This window comes from Stenotrophomonas sp. NY11291, from assembly GCF_023277365.1.
Lineage (GTDB): Bacteria > Pseudomonadota > Gammaproteobacteria > Xanthomonadales > Xanthomonadaceae > Stenotrophomonas > Stenotrophomonas geniculata.
Map to the genome: position 1 here is coordinate 111,104 of NZ_CP096975.1, position 17,071 is coordinate 128,174.

Here is a 17,071-nt window from a genome sequence, read left to right on the forward strand (position 1 = left end):
CAACAGCGGAAACCGTGACGTCCCGGCTTGCCGCTGTCACGTCGCAGGCCGCAAGATGCGGACCGGTCCGGGGAGTCCGAGTGCATGAGCGTGGCAGTGCGAGGAAGGTCTGCGCGTGGATGGGGGCTGGCAGCCATGCTGCTGCTGGCAGTGGCGGCGTGCCGTGAACCGGCCAACAATCCGGCCAGGCCGGCGGCCGAACCGGTTGCGGCGGTGCAGGCGATGGCCCTGCGCCTGGCCGAGGACGATCTGGTCGGCTATGCGAAGCTGTCGGTACCGCCGAGCCAGTACCAGCGCCTGCAGCAGGCCTGGACCGAGGGCCACAGCCAGTGGCCGCTGACCGAGCTGCCGCTGGGTGACCAGCTGCTGCCGATGCTGGCCGCGCTGCGCGCGCCCAATGCCAGCGCCGAACTGCAACGCAGCTTCGACCGCCAGCTGGCAGGCCAGGCCGGTGCCGTGCGCCAGGCCGCGCAGTCGATGGGCAACTTCGGTGTGCAGTACCTGCGCCATCAGAAGGGCTACACACCGGGCCAGCAGGCGCATTACATCGCCCTCGTCGAAACCCTCGCCAGCTGGGCGCAGGGGGCACCGATCAGTGACCGCGCCCGCGCGCGCAGCACCATCGCCGCGCTGGTCGGCGCAGCCAGCAAGGTCGGCTTCGAGGATGAGGCCGGCATGCAGGCCGCGGGCATGGAAGGCAGCCTGCAGCAGCTCACGCCGTTCATCCACACCCTCAAGGCGGTGCTGGGCAGCTACGGGCTGGGCGTGGACGATGCGCTGCGCAGCGTGCGCGGTGAGCTGCTCTCGGTGGAGGGTGACAATGCGCTGGTACGCCTGCACTACGACCTGGCTGGCCGCGAAATGACCCTGCAGCTGCCGCTGAGCCGTCGCGAGGGCCACTGGTACCTGACCCGCACCCTGGCCGACACCGACGCGTTGCTGCGCAAGGCCGATGCGGCCCGCGCTGCGGCGGCCCCCGCCCCGGTTGAAGCCCCCGCCGAGGGTGGGGAAGCGGCAACGCCGCCGCCTAAGCCATAATGGCGCCGATGTCGAAACAGAACCCGCTGCCGTTCCCCGGCGAAGAATCCCAGTCGACGCCCGCCGATACGGTGCCGGCGTCCCCCTCGACCGGTACCGGCCCGAACCCGGTACCGCCGCCCGCGCATGCGCGTCCGGCCGGCCGCCGCCCGCTGTGGGCACGGTTGCTGGGCCGCCTGGTCGAGCCGTGGCTGTCGCTGAAGATCGAGCCGGAAGACCCGGGCCAGTACAACGATGGCCGCCCGGTCATGTATGTGCTGGAAGACTACGGCCTGTCCAACGCGCTGATCCTGGACAAGGCCTGCCGCCAGGCTGGGCTGCCGTCGCCGCTGGTGCCGCTGGCCGGTGATCCGACCGGCCGCAAGCGCGCCTACCTGGCGCTGTCGCGGCGCAGCTCCAGCAACTCGCTGATCCCCGAGCAGCGCGGCGCCAAGACCCATTCCGATTCGCTGGCCAAGGTGCTGCAGGCCCATCGCGTGCGCGATGACCTGGACGTGCATCTGGTGCCGGTGTCGATCTTCGTCGGCCGCGCGCCGGACAAGCAGAGCGGCTGGTTCGCGGTGCTGTTCTCGGAAAACTGGGCGCTGGTGGGCCGCTTCCGCCGCCTGCTGGCGGTGCTGCTCAACGGCCGCAGTACCATCGTCCGCTTCGCCCCGCCGATCTCGCTGCGCAGCACCGTGGACGAAGGCCTGGAGCCGGAGCGCACGGTACGCAAGCTGCAGCGCGTGCTGCGTACGCACTTCCGCCGCATCCGTGAATCGGTGATCGGCCCTGACCTGTCGACCCGGCGCCTGCTGGTGGACCAGGTGCTGGCCGCCGAACCGGTGCGCGAAGCGATCGCCGCGCAGGCCAAGCGCGACAACTCGAAGCCGGCCGACGCCTGGAAGAAGGCGCATGCCTACGCCTGGGAAATCGCCGCGGACTACTCCAGCCCGGTGGTGCGCTCGGCCAGCTTCATGCTCAGCCACGTGTGGAACCGCATCTATGCGGGCGTGCTGGTGCACCACCTGGACAAGTTCAAGGCCGCCGCGCCGGGCCACGAAGTGGTCTACGTGCCCAGCCACCGCAGCCACATGGACTACCTGCTGCTGTCCTACCTGCTGTACGACCGTGGCATCGTGCCGCCGCACATCGTGGCCGGCATCAACCTGAACCTGCCGGTGGTCGGCACCCTGCTGCGCAAGGGCGGTGCGTTCTTCATCCGCCGCTCGATCCGCGGCAACGCGCTGTACTCGGCCGTGCTCAGTGAGTACGTCGCGCAGCTGGTGGCCGGCGGCTACTCGCTGGAGTACTTCGTCGAAGGCGGCCGCTCGCGTACCGGCCGCCTGCTGCAGCCCAAGGGCGGCATGATCTCGATGACGCTGCGTGCGTTCCTGCGCCAGCCGCGCAAGCCGGTGCTGTTCCAGCCCATCTACATCGGCTACGAGAAGCTGATGGAGGGCGGCAGCTACCTGGACGAACTGTCCGGCCGGCCGAAGGAGAAGGAATCGATCTGGTCGCTGCTGTGGGGCATCCCCAAGGTGCTCAAGCAGAACTACGGCCAGGTGGTGGTGAACTTCGGCGAGCCGATCGCGCTGAACGACGTGCTGGCCGAGAAGGCCCCGGAGTGGAAGGGCGAGGCGGTGTCCGAGGACGAGAAGCCGGCGTGGCTGTCGACCACGGTGGATACGCTGGCCGAACGCATCCAGGTGCGCATCAACGGCGCCGCCGACGTAAACCCGATCAACCTGCTGGCGCTGGCCCTGCTGTCCACGCCGAAGCACGCGATGGGCGAAGCCGACCTGATCGCGCAGATCGAGCTGTGCAAGACGCTGCTGGTCGAGATGCCGTATTCGGACCGGGTGACGGTGACCCCGCATTCGCCGGAGCGGATCATCGCCCATGCCGAGGAAATCAACGTCCTCACCCGCGTCAAGCACCCCCTGGGCGATGTCCTCAGCGTCAGCGGCGATACCGCGGTGCTGCTGAGCTACTTCCGCAACAACGTGCTGCACCTGTTCACCGCCTCGTCGTGGGTGGCCTGCTGCTTCCAGAACAACCGCCGCATGAGCCGCACCGGCCTGGTCCAGCTGGGCCGCACGGTGTACCCGTTCCTGCAGGCCGAACTGTTCCTGCCGTGGAGCGAGGACGAGTTCGCCCAGCGCATCGACCAGACCATCGACGTGTTCGTGCGCGAGGGCCTGCTGCAGAACGTCAACGATGACGACGGTGGAATCCTGGCGCGCAACACCGGGCAGACCGACGAGGTGTTCCGCCTGCGTGCGATTGGCCATTCACTGCAGCAGGCATTCGAGCGCTACTACATCGCCATTTCGGTGCTGGTGAAGAACGGCCCGGGCGTGCTGGGTGCGGCCGAGCTGGAAAGCCTGTGCCAGCAGGCGGCGCAGCGTCTGAGCCTGCTCTATGCACCGGCCGCGCCGGAGTTCTTCGACCGCACCCTGTTCCGTGGCTTCATCCAGAAGCTGCGCGAGCTGCGCCTGGTGTGGCCGGACGAGAACAGCAAGCTGCTGTTCGACGAGCGCCTGGATGCCTGGGCCAAGGACGCCAAGTTCATCCTCGGCCGCGAGCTGCGCCACACCATCGAACGGGTCAGCCCGGAAGCGGCACGCCCGGACGAGCCGGCGCCGCAGGATTGAAGGTAGCGCCGGGCATGGCCATGCCCGGCGAACGGCATGCCAACCAAGGTTGGCATCTACCAGGGGCGAAGCAGTAGATCCACGCCATGCGTGGATGGGCCACCGCTCAGGCCGGCTCGTCGGGAATCTGCAGGCTTTCCAGTCTGGCGATGCAGTCCTTCAACTGCAGCTTGCGCCGCTTCAGGCGCTTGGCTTCCAGTTCGTCCTCGCCATTGGCGGCCATGCGGGTGATCTGTTCATCCAGCAGGCGGTGCTCGGCGCGCAGGGCGGCGAGGTGCTCGACGATCTCGGCGGGGCTGTAAGTGTCCACAGCCTCCGAGCATACACAGCGATGATGACTGCCGGGAGAGGGGAATCCCGCCCCCCGGCCGTGGCCGCTCCGAGCCGTTAGAATGGAACCCATGAGTGCCGTGATTTCCCTTCCCGATCCCCTGCCGCGTTCCCAGCCGCGCGCCGCCCGCGATCCGCGCGTGGCCGAGCGCGAGCAGCACAAGCTGGCCAAGCGCCTGCGCCGCCAGGTCGGTGAGGCGATTGCCGACTTCGGCATGATCGAAGCCGGTGACAAGGTCATGGTCTGCCTGTCCGGCGGCAAGGACAGCTACACCCTGCTGGACGTGCTGCTGCAGCTGCAGAAGAAGGCGCCGGTGCCGTTCGAGCTGGTGGCGGTGAACCTGGACCAGAAGCAGCCGGACTTCCCCGAGCACGTGCTGCCGGAGTACCTGGCAGGGCTGGGCGTGCCGTACCACATCATCGAACAGGACACCTATTCGGTGGTCAGCCGGGTCATTCCGGAAGGCAAGACGATGTGCTCGCTGTGCTCGCGGCTGCGTCGTGGTGCGCTGTACAACTACGCCGAAAGCCATGGCTTCACCAAAATCGCGCTGGGCCACCACCGCGACGATATGGTGGCCACGTTCTTCATGAACCTGTTCCACCACGCCAAGCTGTCGGGCATGCCGCCGAAGCTGCGCAGCGACGACGGCAAGCATGTGGTGATCCGGCCGCTGGCCTACGTGCGCGAGAGTGACATCGTCGAGTACGCGCAGGCGCGCCAGTTCCCGATCATTCCCTGCAACCTGTGTGGCAGCCAGGAGAACCTGCAGCGCCGCCAGGTCGGCCTGATGCTGAAGCAGTGGGAGAAGGACCACCCGGGCCGCATCGAGCAGATCGCGCGCGCCATGAGTGAAGTCCGGCCCTCGCAGCTGGCTGACACCACCCTGTTCGATTTCATGGCGCTGGGCCGTCGCGACGACGCGCCGCTGCCCGACGCCCATGCCTGGCTGGCCGGTTCCCCGGCCGACGCCGACGCAGATCCCGAGACGCCCGCCGTTTAAGGTCGGCCGCCCTTCCTCTTTGCCATCCGGAATTCCATGTTCTTTCGCAACCTGACGTTCTTCCGTTTCCCGACCACCACCGATTTTTCCGAAGTCGACACCCTGCTGCCGCACGCCCTGCTGAAGCCGGTCGGCGCGCTGGAAATGAACTCGCGCGGTTTCATCTCACCGTTCGGCCGCGAGGAGAAGGAGCTGCTCTCCCACCGCATCGCCGAGCACCTGTGGCTGACCGTGGGCGGGGAGGACAAGATCCTGCCGGCGGCGGTGGTCAACGACCTGCTCGAGCGCAAGCTGGAGGAGATCGAGGAGAAGGAAGGCCGCCGCCCGGGTGGCCGCGAGCGCAAGCGCATGAAGGACGACCTGCTGCATGAACTGCTGCCGCGCGCCTTCGTGAAGTCCTCGCGCAACGACGCCTTCATCGACCTGCAGCACGGCTACGTGGCAGTGGATACCTCCAGCCGCAAGACCGGCGAATACTTCATGTCCGACATCCGCGGCCTGCTCGGCAGCTTCCCGGCGATGCCGCTGAACGCCGAAGTCGCGCCGCGCTCGATCCTGACCGGCTGGATCGCCGGCGAGCCGCTGCCGACCGGGCTGAGCCTGGGCGAAGAGTGCGAGATGAAGGACCCGGTGGAAGGTGGCGCGGTGGTCAAGTGCCAGCACCAGGAGCTGCGCTGCGACGAGATCGACAAGCACCTGGACGCCGGCAAGCAGGTGACCAAGCTGGCGCTGATCTTCGAGGACAACCTGTCCTTCGTGATCGGCGACGACCTGATCGTGCGCAAGCTGAAGTTCCTCGACGGTGCCCTGGACCAGCTGGAGCATGCCGACGAAGATGGCCGCCGCGCCGAGTTCGACGCCCGCTTCGCCCTGCAGAGCGCCGAGATCCGCCGCCTGTTCCTGTTGCTGGAAGAAGCCTTCAAGCTCAGCAAGGCTGACTGAACAGGCAGCCCGACGGCCGCCGGTCATCCGGCGGCCCGAAGCAGCGCTATGCTGGGTGCATGAGCCGTCTGTTGCGCCGCCTGATCAGCCCGACCCCGCCCGCCACCGTACAGCGCGACACCGTTCGCCTGCGCCTGGAGGATGCCGAGATCGAGGTACTGCGCGTGCGTGATCCGCGTGCACGGCGCATCAAGCTGAGCGTGGACGAGCGCGGCGCGCGCTTGACCCTGCCGCCGCGGGCAAGCCTGGCGATGGGCGAACGCTTCCTGGAACAGCACCGCGACTGGCTTGCACTGCAGCTGCGCCAGTACCAGGGCCAGGGCCTGCCGGCGCCGCTGCAGCCCGGCGAAGACGGCGTGCTGCCCCTGCGCGGCGAACTGCTGCCACTGCGCTGGCAGGAAGGCCGCTATGCGCGCCTGGAGATCGACGCGCACGGCGCCTGCGTGCAGTGGCCCACCCGTGGTGGTGACGCCACCCTGCGCCGTCTGCTGCGCGAGTTCTACGAAGCCCAGACCCGCGCCGACGTCGGGCGCTGGCTGCCGAAGTACCTGCCCACCCTGCCGCGCGCACCCAGCCGCCTGCGGCTGAAGGTGATGTCCTCGCAATGGGGCTCACTGGCCCCCGACGGCAGCATGGCACTGGACCTGGCCTTGGTGCTGGGCCGCTCGGAAGCGTTCGAATACGTGCTGGTGCATGAACTCTGCCACCTGATCCAGCCCAACCACTCGCCCGCGTTCTGGCACGAAGTGGAACAACGCTTCCCCGCCTGGCGCGAGCAGCGCGACTACTTCCAGCTGGAAGGGCGGCGACTGAAGGCGATGCTTCGCCAGCTTCTGTAACTGTAGAGCCGAGCCCACGCTCGGCTGCCGTTGAATGCAGCCGAGCGTGGGCTCGGCTCTACAGAAGCGCGCGACCCGCTCCTGCTCTTCTTTCTTTCTTCCGTGGTGGGCACACCGGAAACTGTCGAAGGACGGGATGGGTGGGATTGCGGGGGTGTCCGCGGCATGGATGCCGCGGCCAAGCCCCCAGGGACGGGTTTACGGCGTCCCCCGCAATTCCACCCATCCCGGCCAACCTCATGATCGTGCAGACCCACCGACCACGAAGGGCTCAGCCGTTGGCCGAAACCCTCACCCCGCCCGCAGCGCCGCCGCCGCCGCCCACCGCGCCGCCACCCGCGGCGCCGTAATGCACACCGCCTGATCGGTCACCGTCGTCACCGCGCGCTCCAGCAGCTGGATATCCGCCTCATGCTGGCGCGCCACGTGCGGATCCTCGAAGAAAATCGCACGCTGGCAGCGCCCCTCCAGCACCCGGTCGGCAATCTGCGCATCACCGCCCATCGGGCCGCTCTGGTAGCGCGTCACCCACGGCGTATCACGTGGCCAGCCCCGGCTCCAGGCCAGTTCGTTCAAACGCTGGCCGGTGGTGCCCGTCGCCACCCGCTCACCGAACCGGGCCAGCACATCGAAGTGCTCATCGGCGAAGGCCAGCATCGCCGGCTTCATCGCATCGTGCGCGATCAGCGCCAGCGTCTGGCCTTCGAACGCATGCAGGTCGTCGGCGCCGCCGTCTGCCGCCAGCCCGGCGTGGACGCGCTCCACTTCGACCCAGTCGCGTGCGGTGGCCACGGTCGAAATGAACGGCTTGCCGTGAATCACGCACTGGCGCTTCAGCGCCGTGGCTTCCGGAAATACCGAGGACGGATCGACCGGGTCGATCAGGTAGATCGCGCCATCCAGTGTCCGATCCGGACCCATGCCAACGACTTCGGCGACCAGCTTCATCAGGCCACCCTCGCGACCGTAGGGATAACGGTGCAGGCCCGCGTACCCGGCCAGGAAGCCCTGTCGTTCGATCGCGTCATGGGTGCGACCGACCGCATGCAGCGACACGCCCAGCTCGCGCAGGCCGGCCTCGCTGCTGCGCAGCCAACGGAACAGCGCGGCGCGCGCGTCGTGGTGATGAAGACGGTTGGCAGCCAGGCCGATGCGCATCGAACGCTCCGCAGTTACGGGTGAAGGCGGCAGTGTATGTCGGCATTCCCCTATCTGGATGCTTTTACAACTTTCTTCATTGCCGTCGGTCCGCACGTCGATAGCGTGGCAGGCAGCGGTACCGCAGCGCGGCCGTTCCTTCCGCCCGCGAGATGAGGATGCCTACCGTGAATGTCGCCGGCTTCCCGGCAGCCATTGCTGTCATGGCCAGCCTGCTGCTGCCTGCCACGGCCTCCGCCACGGGCTGCAGGACACCGCTGCGCATCGCCTGGCCTTCCGACCGCGCACCCTTGTCGTCCAGCGAACAGGGTGAGGCACGGGGGCTCGGCGCGGTGTACCTGGAGCTGTTGGGCCGGCAACGGCCACTGCAGCTGCTGCCCGTGCCGGCCGCCAGCGTGGACCGGGATGAGCTGCCGGCCGGCACCCAGGCGCTGCTGGGGTGGCCACGCTCGCAGCTGCCCGCCGGGTGGGTGGCCAGCACGCCCTACCTGCAGCTGCCACAGGTGATCGTCCGCCGGGAGGGTACGCCGCCGGTGCTGGGCCTGGAAGATCTGCGTGGACGAACCGTGGCCAGCCCCAGCCGGATGCCGCTGCAGGGGCTGCTGGCCGAGCAGGCAGCGGGTGCACAGCTGCTGCCACCGGCAGCGCTGGACGATGCGCTCCCGCTGCTGGGCACCGGATTGATCGATGCGGTCGTCGCCAACCTCGGCGACGTCGAGGCCGCGTTGCGCCGCTACCAGGGCGATGCACTGCTGATCGCTGCGCCGGCCGGTTTCGATGATGCCCTGGTGCTGGCGACCACGCCCGCCTGCGCCGATGTCATCGTCGGCTTCGAGCACGCGCTGTCGCAGCTGACCGATACCGAGCGCGAACAGATCCGCGCGGACTGGCTGCCGGACCGGCCGCGTAATTCCCCGTCATCGTCGCCCCTGCGCTGGCTGGTGCCGGCCTCGTTGATCCTGCTCGCCCTGGCGCTGGTACATGCCTACGGTTACTGGCGGGTGCATCGCGAAAGCGTGCGCCGCCGAGTAGTGGAGCAGCGCCTGCAGGAGGTGACTGCGAACCTGCCAGCGGTGGTCTACCAGGCGCGTCGGTCGGCGGGCGGCCATTACAGCTTTCCGCAGATCGCTGGTGACGTGCAGGCCCTGTTCGGAATCAGCGTGGAGACCGCGCGGATCGATCACCAGCGGTTGTTGGCCGCGGTCCATCCGGATGACCGCAGCCAGGTGATGGCCTGTGTCGAGACGGCTGCATTGGCGCGTGGCCCGATCGACGTCACTTTCCGCACCCGTTCGCCACAAGGGTGGCGATGGGTGCGTTCGCATGGGCGGCCGTTGCCCTGCGACGACAGCGACGTCGAGTGGAGCGGCTATTGGATCGACGTCAGCGAGGTGCAGTCACGTACCCGCGCGCTGGCCGACGCGCGCCGCCAGGCCGAACAGGCAGCACAGGCCAAGGCGCACTTCCTGGCAACGATGAGCCACGAGATCCGCACCCCGATGAGCACCTTGCTGGGCATGCTCGAACGGCTGGCGGGCAGCAGGCTGGAGGCGCGCCAGCAGCAGGTGCTGGCCACGGTCGATGATGCCGCGCGGATGTTGCGGCAGATCCTCGACGATGTCCTGCACAGCCAGCGCCTGCAGGGCGCACCACTGCAGCTGCGGCCCATCGATCTGGCGGCACTGGTGCGCGCGGTGCAGCAACTGCTGATGCCGGTGGCCGCCAGCCGCGGCCTGCACCTGCAGGTGGTGCTGGATCCGGAGATGCAGCCGGGATCGCTGGCCGACGGCCTGCGCCTGCGCCAGATCCTGTTCAACCTGGCCGGCAACGCATTGAAGTTCACCCGGCAGGGCCACGTGGAACTGCAGGTGCAGGTACTGCAGCAGCGTGACGGCGGCCAGCGGCTGCGCCTGCAGGTGAGCGACAGCGGCGTGGGCATCAGCGAGGAACGCCAGCAGGCGGTGTTCGCCGCCTATACCCAGGCGGAGCGCTCGACCACACGGCGCTTTGGCGGCAGTGGGCTGGGCCTGGCGATCTGCCGCGAGCTGGCGACCTCGATGGGCGCGGAGCTGCAGCTGCGCAGCTCACCCGGGAAAGGCACCACGGTCTGGCTGGATCTGGACCTGGATGCCTGCGAGGCACCCGTGGCTGCACCTTCGGCGGCGGTTGCGGACGAGCGTCCATTGCCGGCGTCGCGCGTGCTGGTGGCTGAAGACCATCCCACCAACCTGCATCTGCTGGAGCAACGCCTGTGTGCGCTCGGGCTGCAGGTCCACGCCTGTACCGACGGACGGTCGGCGCTTGCAGCATGGCAGGCGCAGCCGTTCGAGCTGGTGATTACCGACTGCCACATGCCGGGCATGGACGGCTTTGCACTGGCGCGGGCGATCCGCGCCGATGCCTGCCCGGCGCGCGCGCAGGTGCCGATCATCGCGCTCACGGCCAGCGTGATGGAAAGCACCCGCGAAGCCTGTCGTGTGGCCGGCATCGACCACTTCCTGGCCAAGCCGGTGGAGCCGCACGTATTGCGGGCGCTGCTGGCGGTACTGCTGGTGCCGGACTCAGTGGGCCAGTAGCCGCACGATGCTGGCGGCGGCGTCGCGGCCCTCGGCCACGGCGGTCACTACCAGATCGGCACCGCGCACTGCGTCACCACCGGCGAACAGGCGCGGATGCGCGGTCTGGAACGGCAGGCGGTCCTTGCCGCCGGCCACGATGCGGCCGTTGGACTGGCCTTCCACGCCATGCTCGGACAGCCATGCCGGCAAGGTCGGTGAGAAGCCGAAGGCGATGATCACCACGTCCGCTTCCAGCAGCGATTCGCTGCCCTCGATCGGCACCGCGTTCTGGCGGCCATTGGCATCCGGTTCGCCCAGCCGGGTCTCGACCACGGTCACGCCGATCACTTCGTCATCAGCACCGGCCTCGATCGACAGCGGCTGGCGGTTGAACAGGAAGCGCACGCCTTCCTCGCGTGCATTGGCCACTTCGCGCGCGCTGCCGGGCATGTTCGCTTCGTCACGGCGGTAGGCGCAGGTGACCTTGGCTGCGCCCAGCCGCACGGCGCTGCGCACGCAGTCCATGCCGGTATCGCCGCCACCGAGCACCACCACGCGCTTGCCGTTGAGATCGGGCAGGGCGATCTGGTCTTCCCAGCCGGCGATCGGCCGGCCCTGCGGATCATCGCCGCCGACGATGCGGCTGTTCTGCACCAGGAACGGCAGCGCCGGCAGCACGCCCTTCAGGTCCTGGCCGTCGAGGCCACCATCGGTGTAGCGATACGCGCCGGTACCGACGAACACGGCGTCGTGGCTGTCCAGCAACTGCTGCACGCTGACATCGCGGCCGATCTCCACACCGAGGCGGAACTGCACGCCCATGCCCTCGAGCACTTCGCGGCGGCGATGGATCACGTCCTTGTCCAGCTTGAAGCTGGGAATGCCGAACTGCAGCAGGCCGCCGATCTGTTCGTAGCGGTCGTAGACCACGGCGGTGATGCCAGCGCGTGCCAGGCGGTCGGCACAGGCCAGCCCGGCCGGGCCGGCGCCGATCACCGCCACGCTGTGGCCGGTGGGCTGTACCGCGCCCAGGTCCGGGCGCCAGCCGCTGGCCAGCGCGGTATCGACGATGTACTTCTCCACCGCGCCAATGGTCACCGCACCGAACTCTTCCAGCGTGCAGCTGCCTTCGCACAGCCGGTCCTGCGGGCACACCCGGCCGCACACTTCCGGCAGCGGATTGGTGCTGTGGCACAGCGTGGCCGCCTCGTGAATGCGGTTTTCCTGCACCAGCTGCAGCCACTGCGGAATGGCGTTGTGCACCGGGCACTTCCAGCTGCAGTAAGGATTGCCGCAGTCCAGGCAGCGGCCGGCCTGGTACTGGGCGTCTTCCTTGCCGAACTTGCCGTACAGCTCGCCCCAGTCGCCGGACGTGCGCAGTTCCACCGGAATGCGCTGCGGCATGGTGCGGGGCAGGTCGAGGAACTGGAAGGCGTGCTTGCGGCTCATGGCGGGCTCTGGAATGCGAGGGGGAACGTTGCCGGCCAGCGGCCGGCACTACCGGAAAACATCACGCAGCGCGTCGCAGGGTTTCGGTCAGCGACTCGATGCTGGCGGCCTTCGGTTTGACCAGCCAGAACTTGCCGATGTAATCGCGGAACTCGTCCAGGATCTGCTGCGCCCAGATGCTGCCGGTCAGCTCGCGATGGCGGCCGATCAGGCGGTGCAGGTGCTGGCGGTAGTTCTCGAAGCCCTCGGCGGAGACGCGATGGATGTCGATCAGCTCGTGGTTGTAGCGATCGACGAAATCGCGGTCCACGTCCAGCACGTAGGCCAGGCCGCCGGTGAAGCCGGCGCCGAAGTTCAGGCCGACCTTGCCCAGCACCAGCACCACGCCATCAGTCATGTACTCGCAGCAGTGGTCACCGGCGCCTTCCACCACCGCCAGTGCACCGGAATTGCGCACCGCGAAGCGTTCGCCCGCGCGGCCGGCGGCGAACAGCTCGCCCCCGGTGGCGCCATACAGGCAGGTGTTGCCGATGATCGCGGTGCTGCGTGCCTCGAAGCGGGCGCCACGTGGCGGGCGCACCACCAGGCGGCCACCGGCCATGCCCTTGCCGACGTAGTCGTTGGCTTCGCCTTCCACTTCCAGGTGCAGGCCACCGACGTTGAACGCGCCAAAGCTCTGCCCGGCGCTGCCGCGGAAGCGCAGTTCCAGCGGCGCCTCGGCCATGCCCTGGTTGCCGTGCGCGCGCGCCACTGCACCGGCCAGGCGCGTGCCGATGCTGCGGTCGGTGTTGTGGATCAGGAAGCGGTGTTCGCCGCCGCGCTTGTGCTCGATGGCCGGGGCCAGCAGGCCATCCATCTGCGTGGCCAGGCTGTCCGGCGATTCGTACAGCCGCTGCGCGGCGCAATGGCTGCCCTCGTAGCGGCTGTCGGCCAGCAGGCGTGACAGGTCCACGCGCACTCCATCACGGGGCGCTGCCTCGATCTGCCGCAGCAGGTCGGTGCGGCCGACGACCTCTTCCAGCGAACGCGCGCCCAGGTACGACAGCCAGCCGCGCACTTCTTCGGCCAGCAGGCGGAAGAAGTTCTCCACGCGCTCGGGCTGGCCGGTGAAGTGGTTCTCGCGCAGGCGTTCGTCCTGGGTGGCCACGCCGGTGGCGCAGTTGTTGAGGTGGCAGATGCGCAGGTACTTGCAGCCCAGCACGATCATCGGCGCAGTGCCGAAGCCGAAGCTGTCGGCACCCAGCAGTGCGGCCTTGACCACGTCCAGGCCTGTCTTCAGGCCGCCGTCGGTCTGCAGCAGGGTGCGCCCACGCAGGTCGTTGGCCAGCAGCGCCTGGTGCGCTTCGGCCACGCCCAGTTCCCACGGCACGCCGGCATAGCGGATGGAGCTGACCGGCGAGGCACCGGTGCCGCCGTCATGGCCGGAAATGGTGATCAGGTCCGCGCCGGCCTTGACCACGCCCGCGGCAATCGTGCCGACGCCGGCATGGCTGACCAGCTTCACCGAGACCAGCGCGGTTGGGTTGACCTGCTTGAGGTCGTAGATCAGCTGGGCCAGGTCTTCGATGGAATAGATGTCGTGGTGCGGCGGCGGCGAGATCAGGCCGATGCCCGGGCGCGCGTAGCGCAGGCGGGCGATCAGCTCGTTGACCTTGTGGCCGGGCAGCTGGCCGCCTTCGCCGGGCTTGGCGCCCTGCGCGACCTTGATCTGCAGCACCTCGGCGTTGACCAGGTACTCAGCGGTGACACCGAAGCGGCCCGAGGCCACCTGCTTGATCTTGCTGCGCTTTGCGGTGCCATAGCGGGCGGGATCCTCACCGCCTTCGCCGGAATTGCTGCGGCCACCGAGGCGGTTCATGGCAATGGCCAGCGCCTCGTGCGCTTCCGGCGACAGTGCGCCCAGGCTGATCGCAGCAGTATCGAAGCGCGGGAACAGGGTACTGGCCGGGGCGACCTCGTCCAGCGGCACGGGCGTGGCCGCTGGAACCAGTTCCAGCAGGTCGCGCAGCGCCGACGGCGGCCGTGCATGCACGGCATCGCAGTACTGCTGCCACGCACGCGGGTCGCCGCTGCGCGCCGCGCGCTGCAGGGTGGTCACCACGTCCGGGTTGTACATGTGGTACTCGCCGCCGTGCACGTACTTCAGCAGGCCGCCAACATCCACGTCCTGCTGTGCGTCCCAGGCCTGCGCGCACAGCTCACGCGCGTCGGCGTCCAGGCGGGCGAAGCCGGCGCCGCCAATGCGCGAGGCGGTATCCGGGAAGCACAGGTCCACCACGTCCGGTTCCAGGCCGATGATCTCGAACAGCTGCGCGCCGCGGTAGCTGGCCACGGTGCAGATGCCCATCTTCGAGATGATCTTCGACAGGCCCTTGTAGACGCCCTTGCGGTAACGGCGGCCGATCTGCGACTGCTCACCGCCCTTGCTCAGCTTGAGGATGCCGCGGCGGCCCAGATCGAACAGGGTCTGGTAGGCCAGGTACGGATACACCGCGGTGGCGCCGAAGCCGAGCAGGCAGGCCATGTGGTGCGGGTCGCGCGCGGTGCCGGTCTCGACGATCAGGTTGACGTCGCAGCGCAGGCCCAGGCGCGAGAGGTGGTGGTGGATGGCGCTGGTGGCGAGCAGGGCATGCACCATCGGCCGCCCGGCCACCGGGTAGCGGTCGGACAGCAGCAGCATCACCATGCCGTCGCGTGCGGCCTGCTCGGCTTCGGCGCAGATGCGCTCGATGCCGGCACGCAGGCCCTCGTCTTCGCTGTAGGACAGGTCGAGCAGGCGATTGGCCTGCACGTACTGGTCCATCTTCAGCAGCTGGCGCAGCTTGCGCTGGCTCAGCACCGGCGAATTGAGGATGACGTGGTTCACCGTCTCGGGGCCGGCGTGGAAGATGTTGGTCTCCCTGCCGAGCTGGGTGGACAGGGACATCGCGCAGTCCTCGCGCAGCGGGTCGATCGGCGGGTTGGTGACCTGCGCGAAGGCCTGGCGGAAATAGTCGTACAGCGGTCGGCTGCGCTGGCTCAGCACCGCCATTGGCGTGTCGTCGCCCATCGAGCCGGTGGCTTCCTGCTCGGTCTCGGCCAGCGGCCGCAGCACCTGTTCCACTTCCTCGCTGCTGAGCTGGTACAGCTTGTGGTAGCTGCGCAGGGTGCCTTCGTCGAAGGGTTCTTCCACAAGCGAAGGGTCGATCAGTTCGGTCTGCAGGTAGGTCACGCCCTGCTGCAACCACTGCTTGTACGGCGCGCGACCACGGTTGATGCGGTCCACCGCGTCGGAGTCGAGCAGGTCACCACGCTTGAGGTCGATGGCCACCATTTCGCCTGGGCCGAGCTTGCCCTTGCGCACCACACGCTCGGTCGGCACTTCCCACACGCCCGCTTCGGAGGCGACCAGGAAGTGGCGGTCGGCGGTCAGCATCCAGCGCGCCGGACGCAGGCCGTTGCGGTCGAGGGTACACACGGCGTAGCGGCTGTCGCAGGCGACGATGCCAGCCGGGCCGTCCCACGGCTCGCTGTTGAGGCCGTGGAATTCGTAGAACGCGGCCAGGTCCGGGTCCTTGAATTCCAGCGACTGCGTGGCCGGCGGCACCAGGATGCGCAGCGCCTGGATCAGCTCCATGCCACCGGCGACCATCAGCTCCAGCATGTTGTCCAGGCTCTGCGAATCCGAACCGTGCATGGAGATGACCGGATCGAATTCGGCGATGTCGAAGCGCGGGGTCTTCCACACCTTGCTGCGCGCCTGCGCCCAGCGCCGGTTGCCTTCGATGGTGTTGATCTCGCCGTTGTGGGCGAGCATGCGGAACGGGTGGGCCAGCGGCCAGCGCGGCAGCGTGTTGGTGGAGAAGCGCTGGTGGAACACGATGGCGCTGGAGGCCAGTTCGCGGCGCTGCAGGTCGGGGAAGAAGCGGCTCAGCTTGTCCGGCAGCACCATGCCCTTGTAGCTGATCGCATCCGGGGTGAGGGTGGTGACGTAGAAGTCGGTGTGTTCGCGCAGCAGCTGCTCGCTGCGGCGACGGGCCAGGAACAGCGCCAGCGCGAAGCCGGCATCATCCTGGCCGACGCCGGCGTCGACGAACACCTGTTCGATGCGCGGCAGCGTGTCGCGCGCCAGCTGGCCGCAGACGCTGTCGTCGGTCGGTACCTCGCGCCAGCCGGCAACCTTGCAGCCCACCGCTTCCACCTGCGCCTGCAGCTGCGCGCGGCAGGCCTGCGCCGCGTCGGCGTCGTGCGGCAGGAAGACCAGGCCGGCGGCGAAGCGCGCGGAGACCGCGATACCGGCTTCGCTGGCCAGCAGTTTCAGGAAGGCATCGGGGCGGCGCAGCAGCAGGCCACAGCCATCACCGGTCAGGCCATCGGCGGCGACACCGCCACGGTGGGTCATGCGCGAAAGCGCGGCGATGGCGGTGTCAACCAACAGGCGCGATGGTTGATCGTCGAGTTGGGCGACCATGCCAAATCCACAGGCATCGCGCTCGGAGCGCGGGTCGTAAAGCCCTTGGCGGTTGCGGGGGGCCATCTCTACCTCGATGCGTATAGGGTTGGCGGCGACACTCGTCCCCGCTCATTCCCTGGAGCGCATCGTGAGGCCACCGGATGCCTCGACTAGATCACAGGTTGCTGCAACGCCGCAATACACGGTTGCAGGTGCAACAGAACGCGCCGGCAACCCAGTGCCGGCGCGGGGCCGGAGTCAGCCGCAGCGCGCGCCGCTGACGGCGCCCTTGGCGTCCACTTCGATGTTCAGGCGGTCGCCGAGGAACTCCATCGTGGCCACGTCGTTGGGCTTCAGTACGCGCACCTGGCTGGCACCTGCATCTTCCTGTGCCTGCTTGCCCAGTGCATCGGTGTAGGCCTGGCCGACCAGGCTCTGCACCTGGCTGGCATCGCAGGTACCGACCGGCGGTGCCTCGGTGGCCTTGCCGGCTTCGTCGGCCGGCGCCTTGGCGGCTTCGGCGGCCTGCTGGGCATGGGCCGTGGCCGAATCCTGTTCATCCAGCGCCGGTGCCTGGCAGGCGGTCAGGGCCAGCACGGCCGGCAGCAACAGGGCGGAGAGCGAACGGGCGCGAATCGGGAACGACATCATGACTCCGGAAGGGGTTGTGAAGACCCGAGCATAG

General features: G+C 68.4%; 11 protein-coding genes. 6 read left to right on the plus strand and 5 right to left on the minus strand.

Features of this window, described 5'->3' with window-relative positions; genetic code table 11:
- Positions 1-84: 84 nt before the first annotated feature.
- Both M1L61_RS00500 and plsB read left to right on the plus strand, forming a co-directional pair.
- Positions 85-1,038 (plus strand): hypothetical protein, encoded by a 954-nt coding sequence (locus M1L61_RS00500; protein ID WP_345779126.1) that lies wholly within the window; start codon positions 85-87, stop codon positions 1,036-1,038.
- Entirely contained in the window at positions 1,038-3,674 is a 2,637-nt protein-coding gene (gene plsB / locus M1L61_RS00505) for a glycerol-3-phosphate 1-O-acyltransferase PlsB (protein ID WP_109814665.1), read from the plus strand. Before M1L61_RS00500 ends, plsB begins: the two co-directional genes overlap by 1 nt.
- Before the next feature lie 106 nt (positions 3,675-3,780).
- Here plsB and M1L61_RS00510 read toward each other — a convergent pair whose 3' ends face one another.
- Positions 3,781-3,984: a YdcH family protein gene (locus M1L61_RS00510; protein WP_005421068.1), complete on the minus strand. Its 204-nt coding sequence runs from the start codon at positions 3,982-3,984 to the stop codon at positions 3,781-3,783.
- Positions 3,985-4,075: 91 nt separating this feature from the next.
- Here M1L61_RS00510 and ttcA point away from each other — a divergent pair, with 91 nt between their 5' ends.
- From ttcA to M1L61_RS00525, 3 genes are read left to right on the plus strand one after another with little or no spacing between them, the layout of a single operon-like run.
- The gene (ttcA, locus tag M1L61_RS00515; protein WP_029550675.1) at positions 4,076-5,008 is read left to right on the plus strand and encodes a tRNA 2-thiocytidine(32) synthetase TtcA; all 933 of its coding nucleotides are present in this window, start codon (positions 4,076-4,078) and stop codon (positions 5,006-5,008) included.
- Positions 5,009-5,044: 36 nt separating this feature from the next.
- A complete protein-coding gene (locus tag M1L61_RS00520) occupies positions 5,045-5,950 on the plus strand; it encodes a recombination-associated protein RdgC (protein WP_005411825.1) in 906 nt (301 codons plus the stop codon).
- 59 nt (positions 5,951-6,009) lie between these two features.
- Complete coding sequence (locus M1L61_RS00525) at positions 6,010-6,789, plus strand: SprT family zinc-dependent metalloprotease (protein WP_010487316.1); 780 nt, start codon at positions 6,010-6,012, stop codon at positions 6,787-6,789.
- A 291-nt stretch (positions 6,790-7,080) separates the two neighbouring features.
- Here the strand turns inward: M1L61_RS00525 and M1L61_RS00530 are convergent, their stop codons facing one another.
- Positions 7,081-7,947: a methylglyoxal synthase gene (locus M1L61_RS00530; RefSeq protein WP_010487313.1), complete on the minus strand. Its 867-nt coding sequence runs from the start codon at positions 7,945-7,947 to the stop codon at positions 7,081-7,083.
- Positions 7,948-8,114: 167 nt separating this feature from the next.
- Here M1L61_RS00530 and M1L61_RS00535 point away from each other — a divergent pair, with 167 nt between their 5' ends.
- Complete coding sequence (locus tag M1L61_RS00535; RefSeq protein WP_043397826.1) at positions 8,115-10,523, plus strand: ATP-binding protein; 2,409 nt, start codon at positions 8,115-8,117, stop codon at positions 10,521-10,523.
- Here M1L61_RS00535 and M1L61_RS00540 read toward each other — a convergent pair.
- The 3 genes from M1L61_RS00540 to M1L61_RS00550 form a co-directional block, all read right to left on the minus strand.
- Positions 10,509-11,954 carry an FAD-dependent oxidoreductase gene (locus M1L61_RS00540; protein ID WP_248854176.1) on the minus strand — a complete coding sequence of 482 codons (1,446 nt, stop codon included), beginning with the start codon at positions 11,952-11,954 and terminating at the stop codon, positions 10,509-10,511. The two genes, M1L61_RS00535 and M1L61_RS00540, sit on opposite strands and share 15 nt — an antisense overlap.
- A 61-nt stretch (positions 11,955-12,015) precedes the next feature.
- The gene (gene gltB / locus M1L61_RS00545; protein WP_049480401.1) at positions 12,016-16,470 is read right to left on the minus strand and encodes a glutamate synthase large subunit; all 4,455 of its coding nucleotides are present in this window, start codon (positions 16,468-16,470) and stop codon (positions 12,016-12,018) included.
- 174 nt (positions 16,471-16,644) lie between these two features.
- Positions 16,645-17,034: an I78 family peptidase inhibitor gene (locus tag M1L61_RS00550; protein WP_029380146.1), complete on the minus strand. Its 390-nt coding sequence runs from the start codon at positions 17,032-17,034 to the stop codon at positions 16,645-16,647.
- Positions 17,035-17,071: the final 37 nt, after the last annotated feature.